Source organism: Streptomyces sp. NPDC101151 (assembly GCF_044768335.1).
In the GTDB taxonomy this organism is placed as follows: domain Bacteria; phylum Actinomycetota; class Actinomycetes; order Streptomycetales; family Streptomycetaceae; genus Streptomyces.
In genome coordinates, this window is sequence record NZ_JBIWPP010000022.1 from 56,412 (window position 1) to 73,092 (window position 16,681).

Below are 16,681 nucleotides of genomic sequence, written 5' to 3' on the forward strand. Positions count from 1 at the left end.
GGAAAGGCGCGGAAACAGGGAGCGTCGACGTGAGCGCGCGGTACGGGCGCGGGCTGTTGCATCTTGCCGCTGCCATCGATCAGCCGGGATCTCCCGACGCCGCCTCCTACGTCGAGCCGGCACAGCTCGCCGAGCGCGGTGGGCTGGACTTCGTGACGCTGGACGACTCCTTCGCGGGCCCGGGGCCCGACGCGCTCGCCGTGCTGTCCCGTGTGGCACCCGCCACCCGGCGGATCGGGCTGGTCCCGACCGTCACCACCACGCACACCGAGCCCTTCCGTGTCCAGGCCGCCGTCGCCACCCTCGACCGGGTCGGCCTCGACCGGGTCGGCCACGGCCGGGTCGGCTGGCGGATCGACGTGTCCACCGCCGAGGGCGAGGCACGCTTCTTCGGCCGCGGACACGCGGCCTCCGCCGCCGTGCTGTGGCCGGAGGCGGACGAAGCCGCCGACGCGGCCGCGCGGTCGTGGGACGGCCGGGAGGACGGCGCGGAGACGGCCCGGCCCCCGTGGAGCCACCCCGTCCGCGTGGTCGACGCCACCGAGGAACCGGCCCGGACCGTCGCGGCCCGGTACGCCGACGTGGCCCTGGTCCGCGCCGCCGACCCCGCACAGGCCGCCGCCGTACGCGGTCGACTGCACGAGCAGGCCGCCGAGTCCGGCAGGAGCCCGGACACCCTGCGGGTCCTGGTGAGCCTGCTCGTCGACCTCGGCGACGGCGAGCACGCGGCCGAGCGCGGGCACGGCGGGGGAGGGCCCCGGCCCACCGCACGGGGTCCGCTGTACCGTGGCGGCCCGGTGGACCTCGCGGAGCTGATCGCCCGCTGGCACGCGGAGGACGTCACCGACGGCTTCCACCTCATCCCCGTCGAGCCGCGCCGTGACCTGGAGCGGCTGGTCAACGGCACGGTGGCACTGCTCCAGCACCGCGGCCTGTTCCGCACCTTCTATCCGGGCAGCACGCTGCGCGAGCACCTCGGGCTGCCGGCCCGCAAGGGGAGAGCGCACGCACATGAAAGGAATGGATCGATGACCACGGACGCATCCGACGCGTGGAAGCGGTGGCACGAGCGGCGCGTGGAGACGGTCTCGGCGCCCTATGGACCGCTTGCGCTGACCGCCACCCACTGGATCGAGGACCATCCGGAGGGGCGACTTCCGGACATTCCCGGTACGTGGGTGCCGGATGGTGACGGGGTGGCACTCACCGCTGCCGAGGCCGACGGTCTGACCGTGGACGGCCGGCCTCTCTCCGGGGAGACACGCCTCGCCGCCGACGGCGCGCCGGAGGCCGGGTCGCGGGTCGTGCTGGGGGAGAAGCGGCTGGTCGTGCTGGTCCGCGAGGGCGTCTGGGGTGTTCGGGTCTACGACCCCGCCGCCGAAGCCCGCCGTGCCTTCCGGGGCATCGAGGCCACCCCGTACGACCGGCGTTGGTCGGTACCCGGGCGCTTCACGCCGTACGACGACCCGCGCACCGTGCGGGTCGGCAACGCGGACGGACGGGAGCGCGGGCTCGTCCTCGCCGGGGAACTCGCCTTCACCCTGGCCGGAAACGATCTCACGCTCCAGGTCGCACAGCAGGGCGACGGCCCGTTGTGGGCCGTCTTCGCCGACTCCACGAGCGGCGGCACCAGCTTCCGCTTCCGATTCCTCTTCCCGCAGGCACCGGACGCGAAGGGCCGTACCACGGTCGACTTCAACCGTGCCCAACTCCCGCCGTGCGCCCTCGCCGACCACTTCATCTGCCCCTTTCCGCCGCCGGGCAACCGGCTGGACGCGGCGATCGAGGCGGGGGAACGCACCCTGAGCTGACGTCAGGGGACGGGTAGGGCCAGGTGGTTCAAAGGTGTACGGCCGAAAGGCACTCTTGTGCCTACCGGCCGTTCGGCCGAATACTCCCCCTCAGCGCTTGTCAGGGGCATGCGTGTTCGGAACCAGGACCGGCCCCTGGCTGCGCCTCACGGGCCCCGACCCCACGCGGGCCCCCGACTTCCCCAGGAGGGAACGAAAAGTGAGGATCAAGCGCACCACTCCCCGCAGCGGTATCGCAAGACGGACCCGGCTGACCGCGGTGGCCACCGGATTCCTGGCCGCGGCCGCGTTCGCCGCCCCCACCGCGAACGCCAGCGACGCCCACACGTTCAGCGCCGGCCAGCTCACCAGGGCGAGCGACTCCGTCCTCAAGTCCGACATCGCCGGCACGGCCTGGGCGGTGGACAGCAAGACCAACCGTGTCGTCGTCACCGTCGACAGCACGGTCTCCAAGGCCGAGATCGCCCGGATCAGGCAGCAGGCCGGCAGCAATGCGGGCGCGCTGACCGTCAAGCACACCTCTGGCAGGTTCAACAAGCTGATCACCGGCGGCGACGCCATCTACGGCGGCTCCTACCGCTGCTCGCTCGGCTTCAACGTGCACAGCGGCAACACCTACTACTTCCTGACCGCCGGTCACTGCGGCGAGGTCGCCTCGACCTGGTACAGCAACTCCGGTCACACCACGACGCTGGGCACGAACGTCGGCTACAGCTTCCCCGGCAACGACTTCGCGCTGGTGCGCTACACCAACTCCTCGATCGCGCACCCGAGCGCGGTCGGCAGCCAGACCATCAGCCGCGCGGCCACCCCCTCCGTGGGTACGACCGTCTACCGGCGCGGCTCCACCACCGGCACCCACAGCGGCCGGGTCACCGCGCTGAACGCCACCGTCAACTACGGTGGCGGTGACATCGTCTACGGCCTGATCCAGACCACGGTATGCGCCGAGGGCGGCGACAGCGGCGGTCCGCTCTACGCGGGCAGCACGGCCTACGGGCTGACCTCCGGCGGCAGCGGCAACTGCAGCTCCGGCGGCACGACGTTCTTCCAGCCGGTCACCGAGGCGCTGAGCTACTACGGCGTGACCCTTCCCTGACCGAGCCCGGCTCTGCGAGCCCCCGCACGCGGATCGCGTGCGGGGGCTCGCTCCTGTCCGGTGTTCGGGCCCTGCTGTGGCGGCGGCCCTGGGGTCCATTTCCAGACACGGGCAACGGTCACTGTCCGCCGATGGGTTACTCGCGCGTAGTGTTTGCAGTGCGAATTCCCTGGGGCGACTCACCCGGCCTTGAGAGTCGGGGGCGTGCGGCCTTCCCGTATGCGCGTCCTGAAGTCGACCTTGTGTGCTCCCTGTGCGGTTCGGAAGAGTAGGCGCCCGTCAACCAGCCTTCCGGTCCTTGAGGTCCCCACAACCTCCTGGACCGACCCCCCCACAGGAGGACCCGAGTTGAAGCACCGACGTATATCCGGGCGGCGGGCCGCCATGGCCGGTGCGGGAATCGCCGCACTGGTCGCCGCAGGTGTCACCTTCCAGACTGCGAACGCCAGTGAGCCTTCCAAGTCCGCTTCGGAGCCCCGGATCCTGTCGGCCCCCGCGGCCGGAAAGCTCTCCTCTGTGCTCGTCAAGGACCTCGGTTCCGACGCGGCGGGCAGCTACTACGACGCCCGGGCGAAGAGCCTTGTCGTCAACGTGCTCGACGCCACCGCAGCCAAGACCGTCGAGGCGGCCGGCGCGAAGGCCAGAGTCGTCGCCAACTCCCTTGCCGAACTCGACGGCGCGCGGACGACCCTGAAGAAGGACGCGACCATTCCCGGCACCTCGTGGGCGACCGACCCGGTCACCAACAAGGTCGTCGTCACCGCCGACAAGACGGTGTCCGGGGCCGAGTGGACCAAGCTCGGCAAGGTGGTCGACGGGCTCGGCGCCAAGGCCGAACTCAAGCGGTCCGAGGGGGAGTTCAAGCCCTTCATCGCGGGCGGCGACGCCATCACCGGCTCGGGCGGGCGCTGCTCGCTCGGCTTCAACGTGGTCAAGGGCGGGCAGCCGTACTTCCTGACCGCCGGTCACTGCACGGAGGCCATCTCCACCTGGTCGGACTCCTCCGGGAACGTCATCGGAAAGAACGAGCAGTCCAGCTTCCCGGGCAATGACTTCGGGCTGGTCAAGTACACCTCCAGCACCGACCACCCGAGCGAGGTCGACCTCTACAACGGCTCCGCCCAGCAGATCACGGGCGCTGCCGAGGCCACCGTCGGCATGAAGGTCACCCGCAGCGGGTCGACCACGAAGGTGCACGACGGCACGGTCACCGGTCTGAACGCCACCGTCAACTACTCCGAGGGCACGGTCGGCGGTCTGATCCAGACCGACGTGTGCGCCGAGCCGGGTGACAGCGGCGGCTCGCTCTTCTCGGGCAGCAACGCCATCGGGCTGACCTCGGGTGGCAGCGGTGACTGCACCTCCGGTGGGGAGACCTTCTTCCAGCCGGTCACCGAGGCGCTGTCGGCGACGGGTGCCCAGATCGGCTGACCTGTCGTACGCGTTCCGTGAAGTCCCGTCCCGGGCGTGGGGGCGGGGCTTCGTGGTTTTCTGCGGGTTGTGTGGGGTGTGGAGGTCGTGGGGTGTGATGCCTGCGGCGGCCCCCTGTGGACGTCGCGGCTTGTGTCGCGGCTGCGGTGCGTTGTGGGGCGGGGCCGCGGCGGGGGGGCCATCCTCGGCATGGCGCGCTGCGGGGGCAACGGCTCCCTGGGGCTACGCCGGCCGCTGCGGGCGGACACCCCCCGCCGCGTCCCCTTCCCGCCGTACGCGGATGCGAGCCGCCCCGGGGGGTGCAGGTGACCGCCTTGTGCCTTGCGGTGCACACGGACCTCTCGGCCGGTCGTGGATGTGCCGAGATGGACTGGATCGCGCGTGAATGTGGGCTCGTGCCCGAGGCTTTTTCCAACTGCTCTGTCTGGTGGGGGAGGTGGCGGGCGGTGCCTGATTCGGCCACTGCCCACCTCGCCAAAGAATCGCTGATGTGTTCGAATCGGGGTCGCTGACCGGGGCTGATGAGGCTAGAGTAATCGAACGAGCGTACGATGGACGTATCGGGCATCTGGCCGAAAAGGGGTGGAGTGATGGAGGTGCGGCATGGCGGGCTTCGCCCATCTGCACGTCGCGTCCGGTTACTCCGTCCGCTACGGCGCCGCTCACCCCGAGCATCTCGTCCAGCGAGCGGTCGAGCGGGGTATGACGGCACTCGCGCTGACCGACCGGGACACGGTCACCGGTGTCGTTCGTTTCGCTCGGGCGTGTGCGAAGGAAGGCCTTCGGCCGGTCTTCGGTGTCGACCTGGCGGTGGAGGCCGTCGCGCCGCCGCCCGGGCAGCGGCGTCGTACCCCGGTGCGTGGTGGTGCGCACGTGGTCGAGCCGCCGCTGCGGTTCGTGCTGCTCGCGCAGAACCGGGAGGGGTGGGCCCGGCTGTGTCGTATCACTTCGGCTGCCCATGTCGATGCCCTCGGCGGCAGGGCGCCCGTGGTGTCGTGGGAGGCGCTGCGTGAGTACGGCGGTCCTGGGCTGGTTGTTCTGCTCGGCCCGCTTTCGGAGCCGGTGCGGGCCCTGGCGGCGGGGCGGGAGGATGCCGCGGTGAAGCTGCTGGCGCCGTGGCGGGAGGTCTTCGGGAGGGGGATCCGGCTGGAGATCGTTGCGCAGGAACGTTTCGGCATCGGGCCGGGATCCCTTCGGCTGGCCGCCCGCGCCCTCGCGCTGGCCGACCGCATCCGCACCACCGCCGTACTGTCCAACGCCGTCCGCTACGCCGATCCGGAACAACATCGGCTTGCCGATGTCCTGGACGCCGCGCGGCTGCTGCGCCCGATCGACCGGCGCCGCCTGGACAGCGGGCAGCGCTGGCTCAAGGACGAGAGGGGAATGGCGAGCGTGGCGCGGATGGTCGCCGAGTGCGCCGGAGCGGACGTCCGGCGGGCACGCGGCCTGGTGGCGGACACCGCCGCCACGGCGGCCGCGTGCACCGTCGCCCCCGGAGCGGACCTCGGGCTCGGCGCCCGGCACTTCCCGGAACCATCGCTCTTCGGTGCCGAGCCCGGACCACGAGGGGCCGCACGGCTGCTGCGCCGGCAGTGCGAGGAGGGCCTGGCCCGACGGGGTCTCGACCGCGACCGGGCGGCGCTCGACCGGCTGGACGAGGAGCTCGATGTGATCTCCCGGCTGGCCTACGACTCGTACTTCCTCGCTGTCGGCCAGGTCGTCGCCGACATCCGGGCCAAGGGCATCCGGGTCGCGGCCCGCGGCTCCGGCGCCGGGTCGATGGTCTGCCACGCGCTGGACATCGCCACCGCCAACCCGCTCGACCACCACCTGCTGTTCGAACGCTTCCTGAGCGTGCGCCGGGCCTCGCTGCCCGACATCGACATCGACGTGGAGTCCGCCCGGCGCCTGGAGTGCTACGACACGATCTTCGAACGGTTCGGGAAGGCGCGGGTGGCGGTCACCGCCATGCCCGAGACCTACCGGGCGCGCCGGGCCCTGCGGGACACCGGCCTTGCGCTGGGGATCGCACCCGCGGACGTCGACCGGATCGCCAAGAGCTTCCCGCACCTGCGGGCCTGCGACATCACCGGCGCGCTCGCCGAACTGCCCGAGCTGCGGCAGCTGGCCGCCGAGGCACACCGGTACGGGCCCCTGTGGGAGCTGGCCGAAGGACTCGACTCCCTGGTCCACGGCATGGCCATGCACCCCTGCGGCGTGGTCATCAGCGACGCGACCCTCCTGGACCGGCTGCCGGTGCAGCCGACCCCGCAGGGCGACTATCCGATGGCGATGGCGGCGAAGGAGGAGATCGAGGCGCTGGGCAACATCAAACTGGACGTCTTGGGCGTCCGGATGTTGTCCTCGATGGCTCATGCGATCACCGAGATCGAACGGGCGACCGGCAACCGCATCGACCTGGATGATCCGCAGCAGGTGCCGCTCGACGACGTCTTCGCCTTCAAGCTCATCCAGGAGAGCCAGACCCTGGGGCTGTTCCAGTTGGAGTCGCCCGGTCAGCAGGATCTTCTGTCCCGGCTGCAGCCGCGCAATCCGCAGGACGTGATTGCCGACATCAGCCTTTTCCGGCCCGGGCCGGTCGCGGGCGGTATGCCCGAGCGGTACATCGCCGCCCGGCACGGCGGCGCGCCGTCGTACGCCCATCCGGATCTGGAGCCGGTGCTCGCCGACACCTACGGCGTGACCATCTGGCACGAGCAGATCATCGAGACGCTGTCGGTGATGACCGGCTGCGACCGTGCCTTCGCGGAGATCACCCGGCGGGCGCTCGGTGACAAGGCCCAGCTGCCGAGGGTCAGGGACTGGTTCCACCGGCGGGCACGCGCGCGTGGCTACAGCGCGGCCGTCCGGGACGAGGTGTGGAGGACCGTCGAGGCCTTCGGGGCGTACGGCTTCTGCCGGGCCCACGCGGTCGCCTTCGCCGTACCCGCCCTGCAGAGCGCCTGGCTCAAGGCGCACTATCCGGCGTTCCTGCTGGCCGGCCTGCTCGAACACGACCCCGGTATGTGGCCCAAGCGCGTCCTGGTCTCCGACGCCCGACGGCGTGGTGTGCCGGTGCTGCCCGTCGACGTCAACCGGTCCGGGGTGAAGCACACCGTGGAGAGGGCCGAGGAGGGGGAGCAGTGGGGTGTGCGGCTCGCGCTGTCCGCGGTGCACGGCATCGGCGAGGAGGAGTGCGCGCGGATCGAGGAGGGCCGGCCGTACGGATCGCTGTCCGACTTCTGGCAGCGGGCCCGCCCCAGCAGGCCGGTCGCCGAACGCCTCGCGGAAATCGGCGCCTTGAACTCTCTGCACGACGGCCGGCTCACGCGCCGTGATCTGCTGCTGCAGATCGCCGAGTTGCACCGGCAGTCCCGGACCCGGTCCGCGGGCAAGGGCCAGCTGCCCATCGACGCGGGTGCCGTCGGCGGGGCGGAGCCGAGCGGGCTGCCGGAGATGACCGGACGCGAAGCCATGAGCGCCGAGCTGAACACGCTCGGCATCGACGTCTCCAGGCATCTGATGGAGCACCACCACCGGCTGCTGCGGGAGATCGGTGCGACGGACGCGGCGCATCTGGCCGGGATGCGCGCCGGTCAGCAGGTGCTCGTCGCCGGTGTGCGGGCCTCGACCCAGACCCCGCCCATCGCCAGCGGCAAGCGGATCATCTTCGTCACCCTGGAGGACGGCTCCGGCCTGGTCGACCTGGCGTTCTTCGAGGACTCCCACCCGGCCTGCGCGTACACCGTGTTCCACAGCGGGCTGCTGCTGGTCCGCGGCACGGTCCAGGTGCGCGGCACCCGTCGTACCGTCGTCGGCGCCATGGCCTGGGACCTGGACGAGATCGCCGCGGCCCGTCGTGACAACGGTCCCGAGGCGGCGCTCGCCCTCCTCGGCGAGAGCCGCCCGCACCCGACTCCTGCCCAGCCGCAGCGCACCCTGGTCAACGGGACCACGGGCGCCCGGCTGCACCCGTACGCCGATCTGCAGCCCGCCGGCAGCCGTTCGGCCGACCTGAAGAAGTTCGGTCACACCAGTCCGGGGAGTGCAGGATGACCACGCGCCGGCGGCACATCGCCCACCTCCATCTGCATGCCTCGCTGACCGAGGATCAGTACGCCGATGTAATCGAACTGATGTCTGGTATCACGCCTCATGTGCAGGCCGTTCCGCCCAACGCCGTTCAACTGGACCTGACTTCGGCGCTCAGATACTTCGACCTGTCCCCCTATGACGTCGTCCGTGTGGCGAAGATGAGGCTGAAGGGCCTGTACGGCATCGACAGCAGCGCCGGGCTCGCGGGCAACCGCATGCTGGCTGCCATGGCGGCCGACGCGTCCGCACCGGGAGAGACCACCTGGGTCCCCGCCGAGCGGGCCGCCGAATGGCTGTGCCCACGCCCGCTCGCCGCACTGCCCGGGATCGGCCGCGCCACTGCGGCCACCCTCACCCGGTACGGCCTGCACACCATCGGCCAGATCGCCGACCTGCCCCCGTCGACCCTGCAGCGCCTCCTTGGCGCGAGCTCGGCCCGGCTGTTGGCCGAACGCGCCCGCGGTCATGACCCCCGCCCCGTCGTCCCTGCGGAACCGGCGACCCATCTGGCCGCCGATCTGGTGCTCGACCGGGACTGCCTCGACCCGGCACGGCATCACCGGGCGGTCCTCGGCCTGGCCGAACAGATCGGCGTACGCCTGCGCGGCGAGAGCCAGGTCGCCGGCCGCATCACCCTCACGGTGCGCTACGCCGACCGCAGCTCCACCACCCGCATGCGCAAGCTGCCGGAACCCACCGACCACTCGCCGGCCCTCGCCGCAACCGCTCTTGGGCTGCTGGCCGCCCTCGGACTGCAGCGAGCACGCGTCCGCGCCTTCGCCGTCCGCGTCGACGGCCTGCTGCCGGCCGGCACCGCCCATCGCCAACTCTCCCTGGACCCCGGTGATGCCCGGGCCCGCGCGGCCGAAGCCGCCGCGGACCGCGCTCGCCGGCGCTTCGGACCGGAGGCTGTGCGTCCAGCCGTTCTGGCGGACTGACCGCTTGCGCCAGGAAGCACTGGTTCTTGGATCGAGCCGACAGGTTCGGACCGCGGGCGGTGGCCGGGGTCGCCGGCGGTGTGCCCCCGGCGCCGGATGCGTCAGTTGGCCTACGGCGGAGCGATGCGTGTGCCGTCGGCCAGTTGTGCCGTGAGGCCGACGGAGGTGGTGACCCAGGAGATCGCGGTGTGGTCGGTGGGGTTCTCCACGGACAGGGTCGCACCGGGGTTGATGATCGCCGTGTCGCCCGCGGAGATCCGTTCGGTGCGGCCGTCGAGGGTGATCAGCAGTTCGCCCACGAGCAGATGGAAGATCTCCTCCCGGTCGACGGTGTGGGCGGGGCCTTGGTCCCCGCGGGGATCTCCCCCCGCCAGGCGCACAGTTCCTTGCTTCCGGTGAGCGGGGTGGCGTACGCGACGAACCGGGCGCCGTGGATCTCATGGGTCACGGCCTCGGACGAGCGGACGACGGGCATGGTGGTCTCCGTTCATGTGGTCAAGCAGCTTGACTATATGGTCAAGCTACTTGACCGACTCGTCAAGGGTGTTTCAATGCCTCCGTGCAGAACTCCGAAGCCATGGCCCTGTCCGCCGCCCTGCTCGCCGTCGCGGGTGACCTCACGCAACGCATTCACGAGGGGGTCGTGGCCCGCGGCTTCACGGACCTCAGGCCGGCCCACGGTTTCGCCTTCGCACGGCTCGCACCCGACGGCGCCACCGTCACCGATCTCGCCACCCACCTCGGGGTGACCAAGCAGGCCGCCAGTCAGCTGGTGGACGAGATCGTCCGCAAGGGGTACGCCGAACGGCGGCCGCACCCGGAGGACGCGCGGGCGCGGCTCGTGGTGCTCACCGAGCGGGGGTGGGTCTGTACCCGTGCGGCGGAAGAGGCCGCCGGTGAAGTCGTGGGGCGGTGGGCCGAGCTGCTGGGCGAGGGCGAAATGGGTGCGCTGCGGGAGCGCTTGGTGCGGATCGCGCCCCACGGTCCGATCAGGCCTGCCTGGTGACGGTTCGGCGGTGATCGGGTGAGGCCCCGGTTATCACTGGAAGTTTTTACTGGCGCGTAACTTCACATCTGCACTACTCGCCCGTAACTTGACGAGTGAACAGCATCCTCGTGATCCGGATCACAGGGTTAGGCCGTCGTACCTCCCTTGAGCCGCAAGGAGATCACCCGATGCTGCCCTGGAAGCGAGTGTTCAGACCCCTCGCCGCGCTCCTCCTGACCACCGTCGTGGCCGCCGTTCCCGCCGCCACCGCCCACGCCGCCGCCGCACCGACCAGCGGCTGGAACGACTACTCCTGCCAGCCCTCCGCCGCCCACCCCCGCCCCGTCGTCCTGGTCCACGGCACCTTGGGCAACTCCGTCGACAACTGGCTGTCCCTCGCCCCGTATCTGAAGGACCGCGGATACTGCGTCTACTCCCTCGACTACGGCCAGCTGTCCGGCGTCCCCTTCTTCTACGGCCTCGGTCCCATCGACAAGTCGGCCGAGCAGCTGTCCGCCTTTGTGGACAAAGTGCTCTCCGCCACCGGAGCCGCCAAGGCCGACCTGGTCGGCCACTCCCAGGGCGGCATGATGCCCCGCTACTACCTGAAGTTCCTCGGCGGAGCCGCCAAGGTGAACGCCCTCGTCGGTCTCGCCCCCGACAACCACGGCACCGACCTGGACGGTCTGACCAACCTGCTGCCGTACTTTCCCGGTGCCGCGGACCTGATCAAGGCCACCACCCCCGGCCTCGCCGACCAGATCGTCGGCTCGGCCTTCCTCACCAAGCTCAACGCGGGCGGCGACACCGTCCCCGGAGTGCACTACACGGTCATCGCCACCAAGTACGACGAGGTGGCCACCCCCTGGCGCAACCAGTACCTGAGCGGCTCGGACGTCCACAACGTCCTGCTCCAGGACCTGTGCCCGCTCGACCTGTCCGAGCACGTGGCGATCGGCCTGTTCGACCGCATCGCCTTCCACGAGGTGGCCAACGCCCTCGACCCGGCCCACGCCAAGGCCACCACCTGCGCGTCCGCCTTCAGCTGACGCGCCGCCGGGGCCTGTCCGACCTGAGCCGCCGGGCAGGCCCCGGAGTCCGCCGGGCGGGGATCAGCGGCCGTGCCGCCCGCCGCCCGCCGCGCGCCGCCGCACCGAGAGGAACAGGGCCGCCGAACCGAGCGCCAGCGCCGCCGCGCCGCCGATCGCGACGTACGAGGTGCCGGTGGAGGCACCGGTCTCGGCGAGGTTCCGCGAAGTCCCGGCGGCCTTCGGCTCATCGGCCGGGGCCGCGGGGACCGCGGCGGACGGCTTCGCGGACGTGCTCGCGTCGTCGTCCCCGTGCCCGTGGTGCTCGATCGTCGACTTGTCGGCACCGTCCGCGATCTGCTCGTCGGAGGGCGCGGAGGCGCTCGGCGCCGGGGTGGTGCCGCCGGCCGGACCGCCGCCCTCCCCACTGCCGCCGCCGAAGTCGACGTCGGAGCAGGCGTAGAAGGCCTCCGGGCTGTCCGAGCGCTGCCAGACCGCGTACAGCAGCTGCTTGCCCGTGCGCTCGGGAAGGGTGCCCGAGAAGGTGTAGAAGCCGCCCGCGGCGACCGGGTCGGTGGCCGTCGCCACCGGGTGCGCCAGATCCAGGTCGGACCAGGCCGGCGCCTTCGCCGGGTCGTGACCGGGCTTGGTCAGATAGACCTTGAAGGTGCCCTTGTGCGGCGCGGTCACCCGGTACTTGAAGGTGTACGACCCGCTGCGCACGCTCGTCGCCGGCCAGTCGGCACGGGCCAGGTCCAGCCCCTTGAACTCCTCGTTCCCGGCGCTGCACAGCTTGCCGTCCGGGATCAGCTCCTGGTGCCGCCCGGCCGCGTCACCGATCCGGATGCCGTTCCAGTCGTACAGCGCCTGGGTGCCGCCGGCCGCCACGGCCGCCTTGCACGCGGCCGACTTCGGGCTCTCCGGGCCCTCCGCGTAGCACTGCGAGACCCGGCTGACCGGGTCGCCCATCGAGCCGTGCGCGGACGCGGGCCCGGCGGCGAGCGCGGTCAGGGCGAGCGGGCTCAGGCCGAGCACGGCGACGGCGGCGGCCTTGCGGCGAGCAGGCATGGGGAACTCCTCGGAACGGTCCTCTGGATCTGGATCCCGGATGGGTCGGATCCCGTGGGGGCGATCAGAAGCTAGCCCCGAGAAACCGTGAAATCGCCTGCTGGAGGCGGGTGGAGGAGATCCTTATGGTCGCCTTAAGGACGCGCTCAGGCTGTGCTCAGGTAGGTAGGGTTCCAGCATGACGAACGACCCCCGTGAGCAGATCCGCCGGGCCGTCGCGGACGATGTGCAGGCCGTGAAGGCCGTGACCGACGCGGCCTACCGCCACTACATCGAGCGCATCGAAGTGGTGCCGCAGCCCATGGAGGCGGACCACGCGGCGAACGTGGCCGCGGGAAAGGTGTTCGTCACCGGAGAGCCCGTCGTCGGGCTGGTGGTGATCGAGGCGTTCGCCGATCATCTCTTCCTGGACAGCATCGCCGTCCACCCCGACGCCCATGGGCAGGGCGTCGGGCGGCGGCTGCTGCACTTCGTCGACGCACACGCGCGGGCGCTGGGCCTCGGTGAAGTAAGGCTCTACACGAACGCCCTGATGTGGGAGAACCAGAAGATCTATCCGAAGTACGGCTACGAGGTCATGGAACGCCGTGCCGACGGACCCTACGACCGCATCCACTACCGCAAGCGGCTGGACTGACGGCCCCGGCGCGGCATCAGCCGTCGGGCCACCAGGTGCGTGCGATGTCCTTGCGCACCTCCGGACGGCCTGCGGGGCGCTGCTCCGCCTCTTCGCGGATCCGGCGGCTGTCCGTCCTCTTCAGGGGCTTCTGCACGGTCACACGGCGCATGGCTGCCTCCTTCAGTGCCTACCCGGGTTCCGTGTTTGTCACGGAGGTAGACCCTTTTGGCGAGAGTTCCTCATCGGTGCCTGTCTGTCAGTGGCGGCTGTCACGTCGGGACTGTCAGTGGCGGGTGTCACTCTGTGGGGATGACGAACGAAAGCGCGCACATGGTTGCGGCAGGTGCCGAGGTGGACTGGGACGCGGAGGCCGCCGCCTTCGACGACGAGCCGGATCACGGCCTGCGCGCACCCGAGGTGCGGGCCGCCTGGGCCGCCAGACTGCGGTCCTGGCTGCCCGAGCAGCCCGCCGACGTCCTCGACCTGGGCTGCGGCACCGGCAGCCTGTCGCTCCTCGCGGCCGAGCAGGGACACCGCGTGACCGGAGTCGACCGGTCTCCGGCCATGGTCGAGCGGGCCCGCGCCAAGCTCGCCGGACGTGACGCGGTGGTTCTGGCCGGGGAGGCCGCCGCACCGCCGGTGGGGGAGCAGCGCTACGACGTCGTCCTGGTCCGGCATGTGCTGTGGGCGCTGCCCGACCCCGCGCGCGTCCTGCGGCACTGGCGGACCCTGCTGCGGCCCGCCGGCCGGTTCGTGCTGGTCGAAGGTGTCTGGGGAACCCTCACCCCGGTGGGCACACCGGCCGGCCGGCTCACCGCACTCCTGGAGCCGGTCGTCCGGCAGGTGCGCGTGGAGCGACTGTCCGACGACCCTGTGCTGTGGGGGAAGGCCGTGGACGACGAGCGGTACGCGGTGATCGCGACGGTGTGAGGCGGCCGCGGGCCTCAGGTCAGGAGGTCCTCGAAGCCGCCCTCGCGGGCCAGTGCCTCCAGTTCGTCCAGTGCGGCCATGGCGGCGGACGCGGCCTCGGGGTCCGTCTGCGCGAGGCCGCTCTCGGCGAACTCGTCCTCGTCCAGACGCCGTACGTCCCGGCCGTCGGCGGAGCGCCACAGGTCCAGGTCGAGGTCCTCGACGACCAGCTCGTCACCGGACAGGACGGCAGGGCGGGTGATGTCGCAGTACCAGCCCTTGACGGTGCCGTTCCCGGCGCGGACCTCCTTCACCGAGTACCAGCGGTCCCGCCAGTAGTGCTCGGTGAACACGTCACCCGCTTCGAAGCGCACGAAGCCGAAGTCGCGGACGCCCCCGCCCGCCCACGGGGCGCGGACGGAGAGCCGGACGCCGTCGTCGTGCAGCAGCTCCGCCGGATAACGGATCTTCGTGCGGCCGCCCTTGACCAGGACGACCTCCACCCGGGCGGCGGGTTCAGCCGAGTTCGCGGACATAGCGCACCTCCGTCGCGCAGATCTCGTACCCGAGCCACTTGTTGATCGCGATCATCGGGTCGTTGCCGGCGTCGTTGCCCGTGAAGGCCTCGGTGATGCCGGCGGCGCGGGCCCGGTACAGGGAGTGGATCTTGGCGAGTTTGGCCAGGCCGCGCCCGCGGTAGGCCCGTGCGGTGCCGGTCATCGCGGTGGAATAGCGAGTGGCACCGTCGGTGTAGGCCAAGCTGAGGGCGACCGGCCGGCCGTCGACGACCGCGGCCGTGGTCAGCTCCCGGTCCAGCAGCGGATGCTGCCAGGTCTGCTCGAACCAGGCCTCGTAGTCCGTGAACTCGATGGTGACCTCACCGGGTTCGTCCGACACGGCCTCTGCATCCAGTTCGAACAGCGGCCGCGGGTCGTCCGCGAAGTCGGCGGCCGTGCGCAGCTCGACGCCGAGCGGGACCTCCGGGAGTGGCGGGAGGGTGCCGTTCGCAAGGTCCAGGCGCAGGAAGTGCGCGGGGCGGCCCCTGGTGTAGCCGTGCCGTTCGGCGAAGGCGCGGTTGCCGGGCTCGTCGAGGACCCAGGTGTACAGCCTGGTCGCGCCGATCGTGGCGAGATGCTCCTCGGCGGCCCGGGTGAGGAGTCCGCCGGCCCCGCGGCGGATCCGGTCCGGGCGTACGTAGATGTTGAGGTACCCCTGGCCCGGTTCCGTGCTGTCGTGCGCCAGGGAGACCCCGGCGCTGCCGATCACCTCGCCGTCCTCGACCGCGATGAGCTGACGGAAGTGGGCGTCGGGATGGCTGTTGGTGACGAGGTGACGGACCGAGTCCGCGGTGAACAGGATGTACGGAAGGGCGAGATGGCGGACCCGGGCGTAGCCCTCGGTGTCGGCCGGGACGTCGGGCTGCAGGTCGCGCACGATCACGGTCATGAGGAGGCACCGTACGGGGAGATGTGCGGCGGATGCCTCTGATTTTCCGGTGGGTACGGGACAATCGGCCTTGTGAGCCTGAAGATCCACATCGATGACAGCGCGCCGCCGTACGAGCAGGTGCGGGCGCAGATTTCCGAGCAGGCACGGTCCGGGGTGCTGCCCGTCGGATACCGGCTGCCGACCGTGCGGGGGCTGGCCGAGTCGCTGGGGCTCGCCGTGAACACCGTCGCGAAGGCGTACCGGGCGCTGGAGAGCGACGGGGTGATCGAGACGCGGGGGCGCAACGGAACGTTCGTGGCTGCCGCCGGCTCGGCCGCCGTACGCGAAGCCGCCTCGGCAGCCCAGGCCTATGCGGAGCGGGTTCGGCGGCTCGGGCTCACCGAGGACGAGGCGTCGGGGGCTGTGCGCGACGCCCTGCGGGCGGCCTACGGGGAGGACTGAGCGGGGTCCGGCACCACGGACAGCGGTCACCGGAGGCTCGCGGGTTCCGGAACCCGTGTCGCCGTCAGCCCCGCCCGCGCCGCCGCCCTCCCGAACGTCACCGCGTCCTCCACCGCCGCGCCCCCGGGATCGTTGTTGAAGTACGCGTACACCTCGTGGCCCTCGGACCAGGTGGTCGCGATGCGGTCCACCCATGTCTCCAGGGAGCGTCGGCCGTAGCGGGGCCAGGGGTGGGCCCGGCCCTCGTGGAAGCGGACGTAGCCCCAGTCGGCGGTGCGCCACAGCGGGGTCACGGGGTGGGCCTGGACGTCCGCCCAGCACAGGGCCGCGCTCCGGGACTCGAGGACCTCGCGCGTCTCGCGGGTCCACCAGGAGTCGTGGCGCGGCTCGACGGCGACCCTGGTGGTGGACGGGAAGCAGGCCAGACAGGCGTCCAGCAGGGGCGGGTCCGCGCGCAGGGTCGGCGGGAGCTGGAGGAGGACCGGGCCCAGCCGGTCGCCCAGGCCCGCCGCGTGGGTCGTCAGGCGGTGGACGGGTTCCCCGGGGTCCTTCAGGCGCTTGATGTGGGTCAGGTAGCGGCTCGCTTTGACCGCGACCACGAAGTCCGCCGGTACGCGGTCCCGCCAGGCCGCGAAGTTCTCGTGGGACGGCAGCCGGTAGAACGCGTTGTTGATCTCCACGGTCGCGAAGAGCCGTGTGTACTCCTCCAGCCACAGCCGGGCCGGCACCCCCGTCGGGTAGACGACGTCCCGCCAGTCCTTGTACTGCCACCCCGACGTGCCGACGAACAGGGTCATACGTCCAT

Annotated in this window: 15 protein-coding genes and 2 pseudogenes; 11 read left to right on the forward strand and 6 right to left on the reverse strand. The window is 71.3% G+C overall.

Annotated features, from left to right (window positions below):
- Window positions 1-29 precede the first annotated feature (29 nt).
- From ACIRU3_RS31730 to ACIRU3_RS31755, 6 genes and pseudogenes are all read left to right on the forward strand, one after another.
- A pseudogene (locus ACIRU3_RS31730) lies at window positions 30-983 on the forward strand (LLM class flavin-dependent oxidoreductase); the annotation flags it as partial.
- 45 nt (window positions 984-1,028) lie between these two features.
- On the forward strand, window positions 1,029-1,811 hold the full coding sequence (locus ACIRU3_RS31735) for a DUF1684 domain-containing protein (protein WP_404063709.1): 783 nt from the start codon (window positions 1,029-1,031) through the stop codon (window positions 1,809-1,811).
- 199 nt (window positions 1,812-2,010) lie between these two features.
- On the forward strand, window positions 2,011-2,910 hold the full coding sequence (locus ACIRU3_RS31740; RefSeq protein ID WP_404063475.1) for a S1 family peptidase: 900 nt from the start codon (window positions 2,011-2,013) through the stop codon (window positions 2,908-2,910).
- Between the two features lie 348 nt (window positions 2,911-3,258).
- Complete coding sequence (locus ACIRU3_RS31745; protein ID WP_404063478.1) at window positions 3,259-4,341, forward strand: S1 family peptidase; 1,083 nt, start codon at window positions 3,259-3,261, stop codon at window positions 4,339-4,341.
- Between the two features lie 603 nt (window positions 4,342-4,944).
- Window positions 4,945-8,397, forward strand: coding sequence for a DNA polymerase III subunit alpha (locus ACIRU3_RS31750; protein ID WP_404063481.1), 3,453 nt, complete (start codon window positions 4,945-4,947; stop codon window positions 8,395-8,397).
- Window positions 8,394-9,374 carry a DNA polymerase thumb domain-containing protein gene (locus ACIRU3_RS31755; protein WP_404063483.1) on the forward strand — a complete coding sequence of 327 codons (981 nt, stop codon included), beginning with the start codon at window positions 8,394-8,396 and terminating at the stop codon, window positions 9,372-9,374. The genes ACIRU3_RS31750 and ACIRU3_RS31755 overlap by 4 nt, the downstream gene beginning before the upstream one ends.
- A 110-nt stretch (window positions 9,375-9,484) precedes the next feature.
- On the opposite strand, the pseudogene ACIRU3_RS31760 reads toward ACIRU3_RS31755, so the two are convergent.
- Window positions 9,485-9,849 (reverse strand): annotated as a pseudogene (locus ACIRU3_RS31760) (cupin domain-containing protein).
- 84 nt (window positions 9,850-9,933) lie between these two features.
- Between ACIRU3_RS31760 and ACIRU3_RS31765 the strand changes: the two are divergent.
- Both ACIRU3_RS31765 and ACIRU3_RS31770 read left to right on the forward strand, forming a co-directional pair.
- Entirely contained in the window at window positions 9,934-10,380 is a 447-nt protein-coding gene (locus ACIRU3_RS31765; protein ID WP_404063486.1) for a MarR family winged helix-turn-helix transcriptional regulator, read from the forward strand.
- A gap of 170 nt (window positions 10,381-10,550) precedes the next feature.
- Window positions 10,551-11,411 carry a lipase family alpha/beta hydrolase gene (locus ACIRU3_RS31770; protein ID WP_404063488.1) on the forward strand — a complete coding sequence of 287 codons (861 nt, stop codon included), beginning with the start codon at window positions 10,551-10,553 and terminating at the stop codon, window positions 11,409-11,411.
- Window positions 11,412-11,474: 63 nt separating this feature from the next.
- Here the strand turns inward: ACIRU3_RS31770 and ACIRU3_RS31775 are convergent, their stop codons facing one another.
- Window positions 11,475-12,458 carry a lytic polysaccharide monooxygenase gene (locus tag ACIRU3_RS31775; RefSeq protein WP_404063491.1) on the reverse strand — a complete coding sequence of 328 codons (984 nt, stop codon included), beginning with the start codon at window positions 12,456-12,458 and terminating at the stop codon, window positions 11,475-11,477.
- A 178-nt stretch (window positions 12,459-12,636) separates the two neighbouring features.
- On the opposite strand from ACIRU3_RS31775, the gene ACIRU3_RS31780 reads away from it, so the two are divergent.
- Window positions 12,637-13,095 (forward strand): GNAT family N-acetyltransferase, encoded by a 459-nt coding sequence (locus ACIRU3_RS31780; protein ID WP_404063493.1) that lies wholly within the window; start codon window positions 12,637-12,639, stop codon window positions 13,093-13,095.
- 16 nt (window positions 13,096-13,111) lie between these two features.
- Here ACIRU3_RS31780 and ACIRU3_RS31785 read toward each other — a convergent pair whose 3' ends face one another.
- Complete coding sequence (locus ACIRU3_RS31785; protein ID WP_404063496.1) at window positions 13,112-13,246, reverse strand: hypothetical protein; 135 nt, start codon at window positions 13,244-13,246, stop codon at window positions 13,112-13,114.
- Between the two features lie 140 nt (window positions 13,247-13,386).
- Here ACIRU3_RS31785 and ACIRU3_RS31790 point away from each other — a divergent pair, with 140 nt between their 5' ends.
- On the forward strand, window positions 13,387-14,007 hold the full coding sequence (locus tag ACIRU3_RS31790; RefSeq protein WP_404063499.1) for a class I SAM-dependent methyltransferase: 621 nt from the start codon (window positions 13,387-13,389) through the stop codon (window positions 14,005-14,007).
- A 14-nt stretch (window positions 14,008-14,021) separates the two neighbouring features.
- Here the strand turns inward: ACIRU3_RS31790 and ACIRU3_RS31795 are convergent, their stop codons facing one another.
- Window positions 14,022-14,522, reverse strand: coding sequence for a DUF402 domain-containing protein (locus ACIRU3_RS31795; RefSeq protein ID WP_404063502.1), 501 nt, complete (start codon window positions 14,520-14,522; stop codon window positions 14,022-14,024).
- Window positions 14,503-15,432: a GNAT family N-acetyltransferase gene (locus tag ACIRU3_RS31800; RefSeq protein ID WP_404063505.1), complete on the reverse strand. Its 930-nt coding sequence runs from the start codon at window positions 15,430-15,432 to the stop codon at window positions 14,503-14,505. The genes ACIRU3_RS31795 and ACIRU3_RS31800 overlap by 20 nt, the downstream gene beginning before the upstream one ends.
- A 72-nt stretch (window positions 15,433-15,504) precedes the next feature.
- Between ACIRU3_RS31800 and ACIRU3_RS31805 the strand changes: the two genes are divergently transcribed.
- Window positions 15,505-15,876, forward strand: a complete 372-nt coding sequence (locus ACIRU3_RS31805) for a GntR family transcriptional regulator (RefSeq protein ID WP_404063508.1) — start codon at window positions 15,505-15,507, stop codon at window positions 15,874-15,876.
- A gap of 26 nt (window positions 15,877-15,902) precedes the next feature.
- Here ACIRU3_RS31805 and ACIRU3_RS31810 read toward each other — a convergent pair whose 3' ends face one another.
- Complete coding sequence (locus tag ACIRU3_RS31810; protein WP_404063511.1) at window positions 15,903-16,673, reverse strand: DUF72 domain-containing protein; 771 nt, start codon at window positions 16,671-16,673, stop codon at window positions 15,903-15,905.
- Between the last annotated feature and the right edge of the window lie 8 nt (window positions 16,674-16,681).

What these genes read in the sequence shown, in the direction of transcription:
- ACIRU3_RS31790 (WP_404063499.1), top strand. Translation starts at nt 13,387, where the DNA reads ATGACGAACGAAAGCGCGCACATGGTTGCGGCAGGTGCCGAGGTGGAC.
- ACIRU3_RS31800 (WP_404063505.1), bottom strand. Translation starts at nt 15,432, where the DNA reads ATGACCGTGATCGTGCGCGACCTGCAGCCCGACGTCCCGGCCGACACC.
- ACIRU3_RS31735 (WP_404063709.1), top strand. Translation starts at nt 1,029, where the DNA reads ATGACCACGGACGCATCCGACGCGTGGAAGCGGTGGCACGAGCGGCGC.
- ACIRU3_RS31810 (WP_404063511.1), bottom strand. Translation starts at nt 16,673, where the DNA reads ATGACCCTGTTCGTCGGCACGTCGGGGTGGCAGTACAAGGACTGGCGG.
- ACIRU3_RS31755 (WP_404063483.1), top strand. Translation starts at nt 8,394, where the DNA reads ATGACCACGCGCCGGCGGCACATCGCCCACCTCCATCTGCATGCCTCG.
- ACIRU3_RS31780 (WP_404063493.1), top strand. Translation starts at nt 12,637, where the DNA reads ATGACGAACGACCCCCGTGAGCAGATCCGCCGGGCCGTCGCGGACGAT.
- ACIRU3_RS31750 (WP_404063481.1), top strand. Translation starts at nt 4,945, where the DNA reads ATGGCGGGCTTCGCCCATCTGCACGTCGCGTCCGGTTACTCCGTCCGC.
- ACIRU3_RS31770 (WP_404063488.1), top strand. Translation starts at nt 10,551, where the DNA reads ATGCTGCCCTGGAAGCGAGTGTTCAGACCCCTCGCCGCGCTCCTCCTG.
- ACIRU3_RS31795 (WP_404063502.1), bottom strand. Translation starts at nt 14,522, where the DNA reads ATGTCCGCGAACTCGGCTGAACCCGCCGCCCGGGTGGAGGTCGTCCTG.
- ACIRU3_RS31775 (WP_404063491.1), bottom strand. Translation starts at nt 12,458, where the DNA reads ATGCCTGCTCGCCGCAAGGCCGCCGCCGTCGCCGTGCTCGGCCTGAGC.
- ACIRU3_RS31785 (WP_404063496.1), bottom strand. Translation starts at nt 13,246, where the DNA reads ATGCGCCGTGTGACCGTGCAGAAGCCCCTGAAGAGGACGGACAGCCGC.